This window comes from Clostridium sp. JN-1, from assembly GCF_003718715.1.
Lineage (GTDB): Bacteria > Bacillota > Clostridia > Clostridiales > Clostridiaceae > Clostridium_AV.
On record NZ_CP033465.1, the window covers coordinates 906,957 to 924,807 of the forward strand.

Here is a 17,851-nt window from a genome sequence, read left to right on the forward strand (position 1 = left end):
AGGGGGCAATAAAATTGGAAAATGAATTAATCAAAAATTCACCTGAAAAGGTAATTGGGGTTTTGAAACAAATATCAGGCGGCGATTGGGTTACAAATGATATATCACAGATGCAGGGATACTTGTATGACGAAACAGAACCACTGCTTAGACCTAAAGCATCAAAGGATTGTATAGTGGTTAAGCCTGCTTCAGCAGAAGAAATATCAGAAATATTGAAATATGCAAATAAAGAGAAAATATCTATAGTTACAAGAGGAGGAGGAACTGGAGTAGTTGCTGGAGCTATACCAACTGAGCCAAGTATAATCATATCCTTGGAAAGATTGAATAAAGTTATTGAACTTGATGAAAAGAATTTGATGATTACAATTGAATCGGGAGCAACATTAGCAGATTTGCTTGAAGCATTGAGCAGCAATAGCAAATTGTTTTTCCCTATACATCCTGGAGATGAGGGAGCGCAAATTGGTGGAATGGTTGCAACAAATGCAGGAGGTACCAGGGCTGTAAAGCATGGAATTATGAGAAATCATGTTAAAGCACTTGAAGTGGTTCTCCCGACAGGTGAGATAGTTACTTTAGGTGGAAAACTTCTTAAAAACAACATGGGATATGATTTACTGCAGATCATGATTGGAAGTGAAGGTACTTTAGGAATTATAACGAAAGTAACACTTAGACTTTATGCAAAGAATGAATATAATAATACACTTATAATATCATTTAATACGAAAGAAGATGCTGCTAATGCAGTACCAGAAATACTTCAAAGTGGAATTGTACCTTTGGCAGTTGAGTATATGGACAGAGATATTTCAAAGGCATCTGCGAAAGATTTAGGAACTACATGGCCTGCAGATAAAGGTTCTGTAGATTTGATATTTATAATTGATGAAGTAAATGAAGATAATTTGTATGCAAGCAGCGAAAAAATTGTAGAAATATGCGAAAAACATAATGCAGTAGATAGTATTGTAGCAGAAAGCACAAAGGAACAAAGACGTATTTTAGAAATAAGAAGTAATGCATATACTCCTTATAAAAACAATGTGGCAGATGCTTTAGATGCAGCAGTTCCACCGTCAACTGTACCAAAATTCTTTAATGATATCAAACGACTTTCAAAGAAATATAACAATAATATATTGTCAGTTGGTCATATTGCAGATGGAAATATTCATAATTTTGTTATGTCGGATAATGGAAGACTGCCAGACAATTATGAAGAACTTAAAGAAGAAATATATAAAACTGCAATAAAGTACGGCGGCACAATAACCGCTGAGCATGGAACTGGAAAGCTAAGAAAGAAAAATATGTCTCTTCAATTTAATGAGAAGGAAATTGATATTATGGAAGGAATTAAAAAGGTTTTTGACCCTAATAAAATTCTTAATCCAGGAACTATAGTTGATTAATTTTATATGTGAACTTACTTCCATCCCCTTGTGGTGGGGTAAGTTCATTATCATTTTCCATATTTATCATTGTTTTGCTTATATCCATTAAATAGAGCTTCTATTTTAGGCTTGATATCATTTTCAATAGTTAAATTGGTTTTATGTATTTCTTTTTTTAGTCATTCTGCTATTCTTTTAATTTGGATATTTTTTAGTTAATGTCATTAAAATTAATCATAGAATCTATGGCGTTTTCATATGATGAAATTGTATCTGAAGTGCTTTTGTATCTTGCATCAACTACACAAGAGCAAACTAAGGAGGATACTGTTAAATCGCCTATAAAAACAGAGAAGGCACAAGGGTATGAACCTTGTAGTGTTTGTAATCCACCACAATAGATGGTTGTAAACATTATACTGTAATAGATAATAATATAAACCTAATAATATAGTATTTAAGCAAGATAAAAAAGTAATAGACACTAATTGGGCTGTTTCCATAGCTTCATATAATTATTATAAGGGAAACATGTCTAAGAGTACTGGCAGCGTTAAAACTATGATACAAAACAAACCGGAAATATCGGGTAATGTAACAAGTGAGTCAATTAAGCTTACTAAGGATGAAATGAAAAATATTAAAGGAGTTGCACTTACAGTACAAGATATGTTAAAGACAAGTGCAGGCACAATTGGTGCAGGTGGGTTAATTGGAATAGCCACATCTGGAGGTTTAGCAAGTACGATAACAGTAGCTTCTACTGGAACTGCTATAAGTACATTGTCTGGAGCAGCAGCAACTAATGCAACTTTAGCAGCTTTTGGAGGAGGTTCACTAGCTAGTGGCGGATTAGGTATAGCTGGAGGAACTGCAGTTTTAGGGGGAGTGACCTTTTTTATCCATACTCAAATTATTTTTGTTTAGCTTATTTAGCTTTACTATTAGTTTTGATGATAATAGTGCCTAGTTACAGAATAGGTATTATTGCCTTGCCAATATGGTTATGCGTATTGTTTATAGGCTATAAGTTTAAACAAATGTATGATAGTAAGTCTGTTAGTAAGATAGAAGAAAGTAATAAGATTAAACAGATTAAATAAGAATTCTAGGTAAAACTCTATTTAATATTAATATGTTTTAGCGGATGGCGAGAGCCACCCGCTAAAATTGGTAGGTGGAAAATAAATATTGAAGAAAATGAATCAATTATATAGACTGTAGATCTAAAAGAGGTGATTTCAAAATACTTTTTATTTTGAAACCATTTCTTTTAATGTGATAAGTTTTTCCTGTAGTTTTTACCTGCAGTTTCAACACTGCCTATTGTCATTATGGCATCTTTGTCAAAGTCATATACTATAGATTTTAGTTTTGAAATTTCTAGACGGGATACAATTATATATATGACATTTACAGAGTCACCTTTATATCCTCCTTGACCATTTAAAAGAGTCACTCCCCTTCCAAGGTTTAACATAAGTGCATCAGATAGTTCTTGATGCTTTTGAGATATAATTATTACTGCTTTAGATTCATCTAATCCTTCTACAACCATATCAATTATTTTTATTGCTATAAAATAGGCTATTAAAGAATACATTCCTCTATCCAATCCAAATATTAAACCAGCAGTTACGAGTATAAAGAAATTGAAGAATAGCACAATTTGACCTAATGAAAAACTTATTTTTTTGTCAAGAATTATTGAGACAATTTCTATTCCATCAGTTGATCCTCCATTTCGTATAATAAGTCCTATTCCTAAACCTATAGTTATTCCACCAAAAACTGAAGCTAATAAAATATCTTGAGTTATACCAGGGATTGGTCTTAAAATAGATATTCCTAAAGAATAGCATATGACAGAAAACAACGTGAGTAGGGTAAATGACTTACCTATTTGTTTGTATCCAACTATAAGAAATGGAATATTTAGTACAAAGGTTAAGAATCCAAGTGGTATTTTAGTAAAATGACTTGTCATTATGGATATACCTACAACCCCGCCATCTATTATGTTGTTTGGTATTAAAAATACCTCCAATCCAGTTGAATATAAAGCTGCTCCTAATATTATAAATAAGAACTTGCTTATAGTAGAGTAAACATTATTGTGTTTTTTATTCATCTGCAGACCTCCTATTTATAAGTTTTATGATAATAGATGTATAAAAAAATTAGCACCTTATTATATTTTATCATAAATGATTATAATATTCTAAATACTAAACTTACTTAAAAATGCTGTAAGGACTGTAATTAGAGGTAGGATATAGCATAGTATAGCATATGGAATATATACAGAAACTGAAATTCCAGTTACTGCAACAATAAACAGAGAATTTGCGTTCCATGGTATGAGTGGTGCAACGGCAATCCCGGTATCGGATATAGTCCTTACCAGTACATTGTTTTTTACCTTAACTTCTTTATATTTATCCTTTAAAAAATTACATGGAATTATAATTCCAACAGTTTGGTCAATGAATGTAGTTTTCTAAATCAAGAAACATTTCACAGTTTTCTTTAAATTATTCGCTTTAAAATACCCAGGGTATTAATTTCCATGTCTTATTAATATAATTCAAGTACTCCTTACCAAATGAATTTATAAGAACTTTTTCCTCAATTTTTATCCTGTATCCATATACAACTGAAATTATAATCAAGGCAGTCAATATGGACATGATTGATTTAATTGATATTGAAATTCCAATAAGTGTGAGAATAGTTCCAGTATATGCAGGATGTCTTATTAACTTATAAGGTCCACTGCTTACAATAGATTGTTTTGATTCTACTATGACAGAAAGCGAGAAAAATTTTCTAAGTGTAAAAACGGCCCAACATCTTATGACGATACCAACTGACATAAAGATTATTCCAACCCAAAAAAATGAATGTGGTAAAATTAAATTTAATTTATTCCTAAATAAAAAACTAAAATAAATACATGCATATACTCCAATTACAATCGTGAAGAAAGATCCTTTATCTTTAAATTTTTTATCACTGTTTTTTGAAAAAGATTTATGAAATGTGAATATAAAAATTGCACATTCTACGATAAGCCATATGAGAAAAACAGTCTGAAAGACATCGTGATCGAAAATATTTGAAAAAAATTTGTAACCAATTAAGTTCATAATGGTAATCTCCTTTGATATATTTTATTTAAGTACAATTATCATTATAGTTTCCATTGAGAAAGTTAAAATATGATTTAAGTAATGATTTATAAAAAAATAGACATTATATATGACTAAAGTCATATACATGTCTATTTTTCATTTATAAAGAGAGCGGATAACTGAGTTCTCCTCTGCAAATTAAGTTTTTTTAGAATGCTGGATATATAGTTCTTTACTGTGCCTTCTGAAATAAAAAGATTACTTGAAATTTGACAGTTACTTTGTCCTTTTATTACAAGATTTAATATTTCAATTTCTCTTTTGGTAAGTAAATCAAAAATTTTATCTTCTGATGGTTTGATATCGTGTTGATTATTTAAAGCACCTATAAGTTTTGGAGTTACGCTAGGATCAAACATCATTTTATCATTATAAGCTTCTTTTATACTCTTTATGATATAATTAATTTCGCTATCTTTTAAGATATAACCACTTATTCCTTGCTTAATTCCATCAAATAGATATTCATCTTCATTAAAAGTTGTCAAAATTATTATTTTAATGTCTGGATATTGTTTTTTTACGATACCAGCAGCCTTTATTCCATCCATTTTTGGCATTCTTACATCCATTAGGATGACATCTACAATATGTTTATTTAACTTTTCGAGTACGTCATAACCATTTTCAGCTTCACAAACTACTTGTATTTCAGAGTCAATACTTAATATTTTTTTTAATCCTTCTCGAATAATAGGTTGATCATCGGCTATCATCACTTTGATCATATACAATCACCTCTGGTATTGTGACATTTACAGCAAATCCTTTTTTGGGAGAACTTGTAAAGTTTACATTTCCATTCAACTTTTTGAATCTGTTTTCAATTCCATTGAGACCATTTGATTTGAGTATATTTTTACAACCATCTCCGTTATCTTTAATTATAAGCTCGATAGTATTTATTATCAATTTAATTGAAATAGATATTCTAGAGGCATTTCCATGTTTCAAACTATTGGTTATGGATTCTTTTATTGTTGTAATTAAAATGTTTTTTATATTAATTGATGATTTTTCTATATTACTGTCATAATCCAGGGTTATTTTTATCATACCCAAATTGTTGAATTTTGATATTATGGTCATTATTTCATTATAAAGATTAAAATTTTGATCAAGTTCTTTGAGATTATATACAGTAGTTCTCAAATTCTGTATACTTTTATTTATTAAAAGTTCAAGTTCATTTACTTCAGTATTTATTTTTCCCTTATCATTTATTGTCTTGAGATATTTTACATTCATCGAAAGAGCCATAAGCAAATGACCAAGTGAATCATGTAATTCTTGAGATATTCTATTTCTCTCATTTGAAAGAAGGTATTCTTTTTCTTTGAATGAATAGTCAATTAAAGAACAATTCAGCAGTTTGAGATTATTCATTTCGTATTTATATCCATGAATGCAAACACACATAAATAATATTAAAAGATATACAAATATAGCAAATGCATAAGATAATATATTAGTATAAAATGGTTCTTTAATTATTAAAATATTATCAATTAAAACATACAACATAAATCCTGCCATGTGATAAAAAATAAGTGATTTTCTTGACTTGGGATCATCAATATCGAATATATTATCTAGTAAAAAGAAATAGTAAAATGACATGAAGCTGTTATTTGAATTTAAAAGCCATGCTATTACACTTAATGTTGTAAGTGATACAGAAAGAATTATAAGTTTATTCTTATTATGCTCTGCCATGATATTAAATTCTATATAAGTCAGCACAATTAGTACTGTTACTGAAACTATAAAAAGAATATGGTTTACATGTGTTTGTTTGTTATCCATTAAACTAGATGCTATAGATAAAATTAATAGTGAATATATTAGCTTTGATTTTATTAAATTCCATAATTTTAATATTCTGTTCATTGTAAAACTCTTTTCTTATTATAATTTATAATAATTAGTATATAATACAAGTAATTATTTTACAATGAGCTTATTTGCTAGAATATTTTTACTGTAGTTCCTACAGGAACAAGCTTAAAAAGTTCAATTACATCTCTATTGAACATTCTTATACATCCATGGGACACTGGACCGCCTATAGATAATGGATTATTAGTGCCATGTATACCAACGCCTTCTACATTTAAGCCAAGCCACCTTGCTCCATATGGACCACCTGGATTAACTTGTTTATTTATTATCTTAAATGTACCAGTTGGAGTAGGAGTTTTGCCTTTGCCTATTGCTACACGGTACGTTTTATATGGTTTGTTATCTCTGTATAATATAAGTTTTCGTTCTCTTTTATTGATTGTAATAAGATATGTTGGATTTGTAACTCTAAATAGAAATTGATTCAGATAAGGGCATATATACACAATAAAAATCTCCTGTAAATTAGTCTTAATTTATAATATGTTTATTTAAGGAAAATGTACTATACCTTAGAACGATACTCGATAAGTTTTAGATGATATATAGAAGTCAATTATGTAAAGATAAACTGTACTCTGGTAGTACAGTTTACTTTTTATTTAAGGTTTGCTTTGAGGTATAGCTACAGAAATATTGTAAGATGTAAATTTTTCACCATTCCAGGTTAGCATATTTTGAACGTATCCTAATGTATCTGCATTGTAGGTACCAATTATACGTTGAAATGCAGTTAAGTCATAACTATTATTTTTTTCATTAGCTGCAATTGGAATTAAAGCACCTAAAGAAAGAACATCGCCTTGAACTGGCTCTTTTAGTTTTCCACTTTTGTTATAGTATTGTGACAAATACTCTTTGCTTTTATAACTTATATCTAATATAAAAAGTTGATTAAGAGTTATACAAAAAACTTTTACTTTGTAAAAATCCATATAATCTACTTTATATTCATATCCGTTATTGTAGTTTTCAAAGTTAAAAAGTTCTTGTTTGATACTGTTTTTAAATGAATATATATAGTAAACACCATATCCGCCGCTTCCACCAGAATCAATACTAATTTTTATATCATCTATTTTGTCTTTATTAAAATCACCAAGAAATATTCTTGGGTTATATCCTTCATTGAATTTAGGAGTAATTATACTAGTTCGATTACAGTGTCCATTTTGAATTACAATGGAAATATTACTTATAAACTCACTATCTTGGCCATCAGGTTTATTTCCATAAAGTGATACTTTATCTATAATTTTATCACCAGTTACATCTCCAAATTTCATATCTATTAAAGAAGTACCTCTAAAAAGATTATTAAGTGGACATAAATATGTTGGATAAAACATACTCATATTATCTGATTCTCCTAATTACTATAAATTTTAAATTAACGACTTATTAAATATATTTGATAAACCTAACTTTTTTATTCTATCTTGAATTTCCCCTTTATCTATTGAATAAAGACCTCTTGCCTTCATTCTATTAAAATATTCTGCACCAGCAAAAGTATATCTATTTCTTCTTCCTTCTTTAGTTTTTATCTTGCAATTTGCATAATTTATTATATCACCTATGGCTGTATCAGTTGGAAGAATAAGTGTATCAAGACCGAGAGCAGATCTTACAGCATTATTGCCTGCAAGTGAACCAGTACAGATAGCTTCAGTGTGACCAACAAATAAACCGCTTTTTTCACCAGCACAGAATAAATTGTCAACTCCTTTTACTTTTAAATCATTATAAACCGGTGCTGTGGAAAGATATCTTATAGAATTTCCCTTTCCACCAGAATAAGGATCTATGAATTTGACATTTTCAAGACCTGGTATTTTCCTGAGCTTTTCTAGTGGATAATACGAAGTCATAAGTTTTACATGACCTGTATCAAGAAGAATGATATTTTCTGCAAATTCTTTTAATGCATATTGCTGACATACCTTTGCATTGAGTTTATCTAAGTTTATATCTTCTTTTGGAACTTTTAAAACGACAACACCCTTTTCTTCAAGTTCATTTAAGAGGTCTTTATCTATAGTTTCTTTAGCCAATTTGCAAGAACCGCTAAAAGCTCCATAATTGCCATCAGCTCTTTCTCCATGCAGATCCTCTACGCCTGCACACTTACTTATGCTTATTCTTGGACCGAAAGAAGGACATCTTAAAATACACATAGAACAGCCATTACCATATTTTATGCAATTGCCCATAGGTCCTGTAGAACCTGTAGTTTCAATAAATACATCAGCTTCTTTGTATTCTCTATCAGCTGTGTAAATACCTTTAATTTTATGCCCATCCATGTTTACATCTACTACTCTTGAAATTAAGTTTAATTTTATTCCGCTGTCTAGAATATATTTTCTAACAGCTGGTTCTATTTTATTTACATCATAAAGCCATGCGTGCTCATGACCTGGAAAATCTAGATTTTTGTGCCTCGTAAGACTATCTGTAATGTTTATAAGATCTCCGGCACCAAGTGCTGTAATCTCCTCAGCGGCTGTATATCTTCCATTATTCCTCATTATCCCGCCTACATTTCCAAGTCCAAGTACCATATCTGTCTTTTCATAAATTGTTACATCTGCACCAGCTTTTTTAGCAGTTAAGGCTGCAGCACACCCTGACCATCCAGAACCAATTACTATTACTTTCATAAAAAATACCTCCTCACATGGCTCTTCTGTCTTTAAATAAGTCCCTTGGATCTATCTGTACTTTGCATAATCTTTTGACTATATCACCTTCATAGTGTTTAGTACAGCTGCCGCATATACCTTCTCCGCAGCCCATTTTTGAATTATTGCAGCATGAAAGGTTTATGGATTTATCTATAGATTTAATAATTTGATATATCATTATGTCAGGCCCCCCACAATGTATTAAATTTACAGTGTTTTCATCTAAAATTTTGCTTATAGTAGATTTAAATTCTTCCGTAAGATTTCCATGATCGAGTATAGTACAATTTATAATTTCTGAATTGCAGTCCTCAAAATACTTTTTATAAACGCTTGGATTAGATTTACTATCAATTAAGGATATAATTTTGTTACCATTTGAATATAACTTTTTCATGACGAGAATTGAAGGAACTATGCCTATTTCACGGGCGGCAATAATTGACGTTCCATTTTTTGCTTTGTTTATATTTAGAAGCCCCATTATGCCATTTGAAAACGGCCCCCTAAGTAAAAGTTCATCTCCTTCATTTAGTTCAAATAACTTTTTAGTTTTTGTACCATTTACTTTTATTACAATTTTTAAAGTATAACTATCTATGTCTGATTCCATTACTGATATTGGAACATCATAATAATTTAAACTATCCATAGTTCTCAAGAATACAAAGCTGCCGGGATATATTAGTTCTTTAGCTAAACTTTGAGGTACACTTAATTTAAATATACATAAATTGTTTTGAAAAATTTCTTTTTTTAATATTGAACACTTATAGGTTTCTCTTAATTTTGAAGCAGTACTTCCATTTGATAAATACTTTTCATATATACATACTCCACACCAATCCTTACAATTACAAAACTCATCTCCAGAAAGCTGCGAACAGTGTACACAATCAAGGGTTTCAGCGAGGTGACATGGACAATAGATACTTCCAGCGTCAATACAGTACATGTAAATAATCACCACCTATAATTTACTATAACCTTTTATCACATTTAAAAATTTTGTATACAATATATATTATTTTCCCTATAAGACAATTGTTACTTTTATATGGTGTGTATTTCCTCAAACGGAAGTTTTAATAAACGTAAAACTAAAAAAACATATAAGACATCTTCTTATATGTTTAAAGCGTTGATCAACTTCCAGAGTTTTTATTTACTTCTTCAAATTTGCGATCTATTTGTTCTGATAGATTTTTATGCCCTTCAACTAATAACTGTATGTTTTTCTCTTGCTTTTCAAGCATTAGAGTATTCTTATCAACTTTCTTCTCTAAATTATCGATTTTTTTATTAACACTTTCAAATCCATTTTGTATTTCGGCATACATTTTTTCCTGACTTTCTTTTAAATCGGCATACATTTTGGTCATGAGTTCGAATATTTTATCGTTTTCCATATTGAATTCTCACTTAAGGTAAAATCTTTTCTACTATTTATTAATTTTCAGCTGAAGAGAATTTGTTAAAGTTTTCAAGGTAGTCATAAGCCTTTTGACCCTTAACTACAGCAGATTTAATTGATTTTACATCACCGGATATTTTAGCAATATCATGAGTTAAGTTATCTATTTCAGCTTTATGTACTTCTGAACTATGTTCAAGAGCTTTAAGAATTTGAGTGTTTTCTGATGTTTGAGATTCTATATTGCTTGTTTTGGATTTAAGTTCATTAAGTTTAGATTGTATTGAATTAAATTTATTATCCATTGAGTCAACCTTGTTTGTAAGATTACCTAATATATTTAATATTTTTTCTTCATTATTCATTATAACGGCTCCTTTCAGTTCCTCTATTCATTTATAAATTATACTCTAGATTAATTAATATTATATCATGAAATTATATTTTAGAAAGGATATATTCAACATGTATTATGAATAATTGAATGTTTAAAAAATGAAAATAAAATAGCAGCATATTTAAGTAAGGATAAAGATGAAGATAGATTTCTTGGATTAAAGTATTAAATAAATTGTGAATGGGTATAGATTTTATTTTTACACAAATTTATACCCACCCCCGCGTTTTTATAAAAGTCTTTATAAAATTATTACTAGATTAGTATTAAATTAATACATATTTTCTTACTTGTTTTTATTTTATTTTTTAAATTAAAGTCCCAAGTTAGAAGCCTTTACGTTTCTAACCTGGAACTTATCATTTATCTATTTTATTTTTTACATTTAGCTGGAGGTTTTTCTGAGCATGGCAGAAGATTTTCTAAGAAATCAAGATTAGTGTCTTCCATATGTTATTATATATTTAATTCTTGTTTTTAAAACGTTAAATTTAAATCGAATCTATTTTTAAAATATGCCAATAAATCATCCTTTGTATCAAATAAAAGGTTATAATCCATATCTTTATAGTTGTATTTGTTGGTATAATTGCATAGTCTTATTTTGTAAGTCCTTATTATTGGTTTGCCATCAACTTTATTTACTTTTGAATTTTCTATTGTTAAAATTCCGCTGCCAAGTTCCTCTATACGTTCTTGTAAAATCATATTTATATATATCCTTTCTATGTAGATTTTGATCTTATGCAATAGAAAAAAGTGAAAAACTCTTGCTCTGCATATCTAATAAGTATGCAGGATTTATTTTTATAAGCTTATTATTAACCATTATGACTATAGTTTCATATATTTCACTTATGCATTTAGAGTTTGTTTCTTTGCTTATATATCCAATAACTTCACATTTATAAGCACCATGCTTGTCCTTATAGTATATATCTTTTAATTCTTCAGATTTTGGACTTAATAACTGCCATTCTTTTAATTTAGATATTTTTTCATTAATGTCATTAAAATTAATCATAGAATCTATGGTGTTTTCATATGATGAAATTGTATCTGAAGTGCTTTTGGTATCTATGCATATGAGCTCTAAAAATTCCTTTTCTTTTAAAATACTTATATTATGTCCTTTTTCAATGAGTTCATATGCCCTTTCTTCTTTTGTGCTCATACCATCATCACCAACTAAAGTTTTATCCTGAATACCAACAATTAAGTAATTAGTCTTTGAAGATACAGAACTCTTTAATGTGGCCCCTAAATTAACAACTTTTTGCATTGCTTCTTTTCTACTCATTGTTTCTAATTCACCAGTGAAAACCATATTTTTACCAAATAACTTATTGCTATTGTCTATTGATTCGGCATTTGGTTTAATTTCAGATAATACAATTCTATCAAAATGTCTATGTTCTTTCTTTAATTGTTTTAATGGGTTTAAGTCTTTAAAGTTTTTTATTGAAATGCTCTTATATGTATTGCAATATGAAGTTAGAGATTTTCTCTTTTTAGCTGTTATACATGCTAGTACTAAATTGGCACAAGCCTTGGCATCATCTAGGGAATTATGATGATTTCCAATATCTATCCCAAAATATTGAGTTCTAGTTTCAAGAGAAGTATTTAATTTACTTCCACAGACTCTATTTGATATTGGAATGCTGCAAACATAGTTGAAATCTGGAATTTCTAAGTTGTATTTGATTAAGCAATTTTTAAGTACAGACATATCAAATACAGCATTGTGAGCTACTATAATAGTACTACCATCAAAATAAGATTTTATTTCATCCCATAACTCAGAAAATAAAGGAGCATCTTTCACATCATCAGGTGTAATTTTATTAATTGATATATTTTTTTTATCAAATTTCATATCGGGTGGTTGAATAAGATAATATTTTTCTTCTACTATTTGATTATTATTTACACATGCAATTCCAAGAGAACATGCACTATCGTTGCTATTATTTGCGGTTTCAAAATCAATTGCAATAAAATCATAAGACATATTAAATCATCTTCTTTCTAAATTAATTATACTTTTTTATCTGTTAATTTATATAAAAATAAGGATTCAAAATCATTTCTTGTCCTTTTTACCTAGTTGATCTTGAGTGAGTTCTTTTTCTTTTCTAAGCTTTTTAAACGTTGACCAAAAGTCATATTATAATTTCCATATCTATAAATAATTATACAGTATCAATAGGAAAGGAGAAGGTATTTTTTAAAAAATAATCAGTTTAGAGTACAGAAGCTTTAACTTATATTTTAATATTTTGATTCAAAAGACAAAAAGTTAAATCATGTTTTTTAAAAGCTTGATATAGGGAGTAATAGAGAAGAAATACTCAAAATTATTCCTGAACTAATTATTTGTGTAAAGTGTACTCAAAATACATGACAAAATTCTTAAGGGTAAATCAGACATTTTAAACTGCCTAATCATTTTCCAGTTAAGAGAAAAATTACTTACAAGTATATTTTATTTGTAACATGTGTTACCGACTTAAAATAGTTGTCATGTTAAGATGAATCTATAATAAATACTAAATAAATACGGGAGGAATCAAATATGGAAAATAAAATGTTTTGCTATCAATGTCAAGAAACAGCAGGATGTTCTGGATGTACACAAATGGGTGTATGCGGAAAAACCCCAGAAGTTGCTAAAATGCAGGATTTGCTAATTTATGTTACTAAAGGAATTAGTGAAGTCGCAGCTCGTTTAAGAGGAGAAGGAAAAGAAATAGAAAGCAATGTAAATCATATGATTACTACAAATTTGTTTACAACAATAACTAATGCAAATTTTGATGAAGATGCTGTAGTTTCACGTATTTTCATGACTTTGAAAACTAAACGTGATTTAATAAATAAATTAAATAACAAAGACAAACTCTCAGATGCTGCCCTTTGGGAAAGCAGTGATATAGAAGAATTTAGAGAAAAAGCAAAAACTGTTGGTGTACTTTCAACAGAAAATGAAGATATAAGAAGTTTAAGAGAATTAATTACTTATGGATTAAAGGGACTTGCTGCATACAGTAAACATGCAAATGTACTTGGAGAAGAGGATAAAAAAATTGATGGATTTTTGCAAAGTACACTAGCAAAAACTTTGGATGATTCTTTAAGTGTTGATGATCTTGTAGGGTTAACACTTGAAACTGGTAAGTATGGTGTAGATGGAATGGCTTTATTAGATAAGGCAAATACTTCTGCATATGGCAATCCTGAAATAACTAAAGTTAATATAGGAGTTCGTAAAAATCCAGGAATCTTGATATCAGGTCATGATTTAAAGGATATAGAAATGCTGTTAAAGCAAACAGAAGGTACAGGAGTAGATGTTTATACTCATTCTGAAATGCTTCCAGCTCATTATTATCCTGCATTCAAAAAGTATTCACATTTTGTAGGAAACTATGGAAATGCATGGTGGAAACAAAAAGAAGAATTTGAAAGTTTTAATGGTCCAATTTTAATGACTACAAATTGTATTGTTCCTCCAAAGGACAGCTATAAAGATAGAGTTTATACTACAGGCGCAGTAGGATTTCCTGGATGCAAATATATTGAAGGTGAGATTGGCGGGGAAAAGGACTTTTCTGCAATTATCGAACATGCTAAAAGATGTGCTCCTCCAACAGAAATTGAAAATGGTGAGATAGTTGGTGGTTTTGCTCACAATCAAGTATTTGCATTAGCTGATAAAGTTGTTGAAGCAGTTAAAAGTGGTGCAATAAAGAAATTTGTTGTTATGGCAGGCTGCGATGGAAGGGCAAAATCTAGAAGTTATTATACAGAATTTGCAAAAGCAATGCCAAAGGATACTATAATTCTTACAGCAGGCTGTGCAAAATACAAGTATAATAAATTGAATTTAGGTGACATAAATGGTATTCCGCGTGTACTTGATGCTGGACAATGTAATGATTCGTATTCCCTAGCTCTTATTGCATTAAAGCTTAAAGAAATATTTGGATTGGATGATATAAATAAGTTACCTATAGTATACAATATTGCATGGTACGAGCAAAAAGCAGTTATTGTATTATTGGCACTATTATCTCTTGGTGTAAAAAATATTCACCTTGGTCCAACCCTTCCTGCATTCCTTTCACCTAATGTTGTAAAGGTACTAGTAGATAATTTTGGAATCGCTGGAATAGGAACTGTTGAAGATGACATTAAGTTATTCTTCTAATGGAACTTAAATTGATAATAAAAAAAGATACGGACATGGGTATTAGCCATGTCCGTATTTTGCGCTGCAATATATACAATTGAATGTGAAATTAATGTATGTTAAAATGATTTTGGATGATATATACAATAAATTTCAAGATAGAGGGATCAGATATGATAGATATAAAAACTAAAAAAGAAATAGGTTATATGGCAGAAGCAGGTAAAATACTAGCATCATGTCATAAAGAAATCAAAAAGATGATAAAACCAGGTATAACTACAATGGAAATAGACCAATTTGTAGAAAGGTATTTAAAAGATCATAATGCCACACCAGAAGAAAAAGGTTACATGGGATTCCCATATGCAACATGTGCATCTGTAAATGATGAAGTTTGCCATGGATTTCCTAATAAAAAACCTTTAAAAAATGGAGATATTGTAACTATTGACATGGTTGTAAACTTAAATGGCTGGCTTGCTGATTCGGCATGGTCATACCCAGTTGGAAATATATCAAAAGAAGCAGAAGATCTTATGAAAGTTACAAAGGAATGTCTATATAAGGGAATAAAAAAAGCTGTTGTAGGAAATAGAATAGGGGATATAGGACATGAAATACAAACTTATGCTGAACCACTTGGATACTCAGTTGTAAGAGATTATACAGGTCACGGCATAGGTAAAAAAATGCATGATGATATATGTGTGCCGCACTATGGGAAACCAGGTAAAGGTATAAGGCTTAGAGAAGGAATGGTAATTACCATAGAACCTATGATAAACATAGGAAAATATCAAGTTACAACAGATGATAATGAATGGACAGCACGTACATTAGATGGAAGTCTTTCAGCTCAATATGAGCACACAATAGCTATAACAAAGGATGGACCTATTATTTTAACTGATCAAGATAACTTATAAAATCTAAAATAAATGAGTAGATTCTAAAAAAATCTACTCATTTATTTTAATCAAAAATTTTAAAATTAAGCAGCAGCTGAATCTTTAGATCTATCATGTACATTCCATGTAAATGATAGAAATACTATAGCAAGTATTGAACATATAATAAGCATGTTAAAACCGCCGCTCCAATTAAATTTATCTACGACAACACCCATTACAGCTTCTGCACAAACTTCTCCACCTAAATATCCAAATAGTCCGGTGAATCCTGCTGCTGTACCAGATGCTTTTTTAGGAACTAAGTCAAGTGCACTTACGCCTATTAACATAACAGGTCCATATATTAAAGCACCCATTACAGCTAATGAAATGAATAATAATGTTACATTTGTAGTATGAGCATAAACTAATATGGCTAAAATATCACCTACCATACATATAATTCCCATAGGAGCTCTTCTACCATGAAATACTTTATCACTCAGCCATCCAACTAATATAGTTCCTGGAATTGCAGCATATTCATATATTGAAAATCCAAGAGCAGCACCTGAATTACCCAAATGAGCTACTTCTTTTAAATATATAGGTGACCAGTTTAATACACCATATCTAACAACGTATACAAATATGTTTGCAATTGCTATATACCATAAATATTTATTATTTAACACATGTTTAAATAGTATTTCCTTACCAGTCATTTCCCTTTCTCTATTGTCTACATCAACCTTAGGATAGTCATTTTTATATTCTTCTATTGGAGGAAGACCAACAGATTGAGGAGTATCTTTTGCAAATACCATATATAAGATACCTACTACTATAGCAATCATGCCGGGAAAATAGAAAACACCTTTCCAGCTTCCGAATATTGCAACACCAAATAGGACAATGAATGATATTGTTCCACCGCCTACATTATGTGCAGTATTCCAAATTGACATTTTTACTCCACGTTCTTTATCAGAGAACCAGTGAGTCATAGTTCGTCCGCATGGAGGCCAGCCCATACCTTGGAACCATCCATTTAAAAGCATTATTATAAACATCATTGTAACACTTGTAGTTATTGGAAAAAGAAAATTTACAATACCTGATAATATTAATCCTATGCCTAAAAAGTACCTTGGATTAGATCTGTCAGAGACATTTCCCATAACAAATTTACTAATCCCGTAAGCTAGTCCTAATGCTGAAGCTACAATACCCAGCTGTGTTTTGGTAAATCCCTCTTGAATTAAATAAACTTTACCCATTGCAAAGTTACTTCTTACAAAATAATAAGTTAAGTAACCTATGTAGATGCTTAAAAATACTTGTAAACGATATTTTTTGTAGGTTGAATCAATCTTTTCCTCTGGAAGTCTGGCGATATGTGGGGCAGGCTTCAGAAAATTTAACATATAAAAATACCACCTTTCAAAATTAATTCTAAATATATAACATTTAAATAATATATATTTGAGTATTTTATACTACATTAGCGCTGGAAGTAGTATAAAATATGTGCAAACAATTACATAAAGATACAAAAAAAGCAGAGATACCTTATATAATAAGGTTCTCCGCTCTCTACCTTTATGATATCATTATATATAAATTACAGTATATTGTCAAATAGTATAATAAATAATGTTAAGCTCACATTAAGAAAATGTTAAACTTATGTTAAATTTTATATGCTCATACATAAAATTAAAACTCCTGCCCATATTTAGCAGCAGAAGTCTTACTCTTTATTT

19 protein-coding genes are annotated in these 17,851 nt (G+C 29.7%); 5 read left to right on the top strand and 14 right to left on the bottom strand.

Annotated features, from left to right (window positions below; translation table 11 throughout):
- Window positions 1-14 precede the first annotated feature (14 nt).
- From EBB51_RS04475 to EBB51_RS04485, 3 genes are all read left to right on the top strand, one after another.
- Window positions 15-1,421: an FAD-binding oxidoreductase gene (locus EBB51_RS04475; protein WP_190285329.1), complete on the top strand. Its 1,407-nt coding sequence runs from the start codon at window positions 15-17 to the stop codon at window positions 1,419-1,421.
- A 200-nt stretch (window positions 1,422-1,621) separates the two neighbouring features.
- Window positions 1,622-1,804, top strand: a complete 183-nt coding sequence (locus EBB51_RS04480) for a hypothetical protein (RefSeq protein WP_123053360.1) — start codon at window positions 1,622-1,624, stop codon at window positions 1,802-1,804.
- A gap of 130 nt (window positions 1,805-1,934) precedes the next feature.
- Complete coding sequence (locus tag EBB51_RS04485) at window positions 1,935-2,330, top strand: hypothetical protein (protein ID WP_123053361.1); 396 nt, start codon at window positions 1,935-1,937, stop codon at window positions 2,328-2,330.
- A gap of 346 nt (window positions 2,331-2,676) precedes the next feature.
- Here EBB51_RS04485 and EBB51_RS04490 read toward each other — a convergent pair whose 3' ends face one another.
- The 13 genes from EBB51_RS04490 to EBB51_RS04550 form a co-directional block, all read right to left on the bottom strand.
- Window positions 2,677-3,534, bottom strand: coding sequence for a YitT family protein (locus EBB51_RS04490; RefSeq protein WP_123053362.1), 858 nt, complete (start codon window positions 3,532-3,534; stop codon window positions 2,677-2,679).
- A 90-nt stretch (window positions 3,535-3,624) separates the two neighbouring features.
- Window positions 3,625-3,891 (bottom strand): Na+/H+ antiporter NhaC family protein, encoded by a 267-nt coding sequence (locus EBB51_RS04495; protein WP_123054978.1) that lies wholly within the window; start codon window positions 3,889-3,891, stop codon window positions 3,625-3,627.
- Window positions 3,892-3,946: 55 nt separating this feature from the next.
- Complete coding sequence (locus tag EBB51_RS04500; RefSeq protein WP_123053363.1) at window positions 3,947-4,552, bottom strand: isoprenylcysteine carboxylmethyltransferase family protein; 606 nt, start codon at window positions 4,550-4,552, stop codon at window positions 3,947-3,949.
- Window positions 4,553-4,686: 134 nt separating this feature from the next.
- The gene (locus EBB51_RS04505) at window positions 4,687-5,325 is read right to left on the bottom strand and encodes a response regulator transcription factor (protein WP_123053364.1); all 639 of its coding nucleotides are present in this window, start codon (window positions 5,323-5,325) and stop codon (window positions 4,687-4,689) included.
- Window positions 5,300-6,487: a sensor histidine kinase gene (locus EBB51_RS04510; RefSeq protein ID WP_123053365.1), complete on the bottom strand. Its 1,188-nt coding sequence runs from the start codon at window positions 6,485-6,487 to the stop codon at window positions 5,300-5,302. The genes EBB51_RS04505 and EBB51_RS04510 overlap by 26 nt, the downstream gene beginning before the upstream one ends.
- Window positions 6,488-6,564: 77 nt before the next feature.
- Entirely contained in the window at window positions 6,565-6,885 is a 321-nt protein-coding gene (locus EBB51_RS04515; RefSeq protein WP_243103939.1) for a L,D-transpeptidase, read from the bottom strand.
- Window positions 6,886-7,101: 216 nt separating this feature from the next.
- Window positions 7,102-7,854 carry a VCBS repeat-containing protein gene (locus EBB51_RS04520; protein ID WP_123053366.1) on the bottom strand — a complete coding sequence of 251 codons (753 nt, stop codon included), beginning with the start codon at window positions 7,852-7,854 and terminating at the stop codon, window positions 7,102-7,104.
- Between the two features lie 30 nt (window positions 7,855-7,884).
- Window positions 7,885-9,162 (bottom strand): FAD-dependent oxidoreductase, encoded by a 1,278-nt coding sequence (locus EBB51_RS04525; protein WP_123053367.1) that lies wholly within the window; start codon window positions 9,160-9,162, stop codon window positions 7,885-7,887.
- A 13-nt stretch (window positions 9,163-9,175) separates the two neighbouring features.
- Complete coding sequence (locus tag EBB51_RS04530; RefSeq protein WP_123053368.1) at window positions 9,176-10,141, bottom strand: sulfide/dihydroorotate dehydrogenase-like FAD/NAD-binding protein; 966 nt, start codon at window positions 10,139-10,141, stop codon at window positions 9,176-9,178.
- 190 nt (window positions 10,142-10,331) lie between these two features.
- Window positions 10,332-10,595 carry a hypothetical protein gene (locus EBB51_RS04535; protein WP_123053369.1) on the bottom strand — a complete coding sequence of 88 codons (264 nt, stop codon included), beginning with the start codon at window positions 10,593-10,595 and terminating at the stop codon, window positions 10,332-10,334.
- Between the two features lie 40 nt (window positions 10,596-10,635).
- Window positions 10,636-10,965 carry a hypothetical protein gene (locus EBB51_RS04540; protein WP_123053370.1) on the bottom strand — a complete coding sequence of 110 codons (330 nt, stop codon included), beginning with the start codon at window positions 10,963-10,965 and terminating at the stop codon, window positions 10,636-10,638.
- A gap of 509 nt (window positions 10,966-11,474) precedes the next feature.
- Window positions 11,475-11,705, bottom strand: coding sequence for a hypothetical protein (locus EBB51_RS04545; RefSeq protein ID WP_123053371.1), 231 nt, complete (start codon window positions 11,703-11,705; stop codon window positions 11,475-11,477).
- A gap of 34 nt (window positions 11,706-11,739) precedes the next feature.
- Window positions 11,740-13,011 carry an exonuclease domain-containing protein gene (locus EBB51_RS04550; RefSeq protein WP_123053372.1) on the bottom strand — a complete coding sequence of 424 codons (1,272 nt, stop codon included), beginning with the start codon at window positions 13,009-13,011 and terminating at the stop codon, window positions 11,740-11,742.
- A 564-nt stretch (window positions 13,012-13,575) separates the two neighbouring features.
- Between EBB51_RS04550 and hcp the strand changes: the two genes are divergently transcribed.
- Both hcp and map read left to right on the top strand, forming a co-directional pair.
- Window positions 13,576-15,210, top strand: a complete 1,635-nt coding sequence (gene hcp / locus EBB51_RS04555) for a hydroxylamine reductase (RefSeq protein ID WP_123053373.1) — start codon at window positions 13,576-13,578, stop codon at window positions 15,208-15,210.
- 155 nt (window positions 15,211-15,365) lie between these two features.
- Complete coding sequence (gene map / locus EBB51_RS04560; protein WP_123053374.1) at window positions 15,366-16,121, top strand: type I methionyl aminopeptidase; 756 nt, start codon at window positions 15,366-15,368, stop codon at window positions 16,119-16,121.
- Between the two features lie 65 nt (window positions 16,122-16,186).
- On the opposite strand, the gene glpT is transcribed toward map, so the two are convergent.
- Entirely contained in the window at window positions 16,187-17,512 is a 1,326-nt protein-coding gene (gene glpT / locus EBB51_RS04565; RefSeq protein ID WP_123053375.1) for a glycerol-3-phosphate transporter, read from the bottom strand.
- Window positions 17,513-17,851 lie beyond the last annotated feature (339 nt).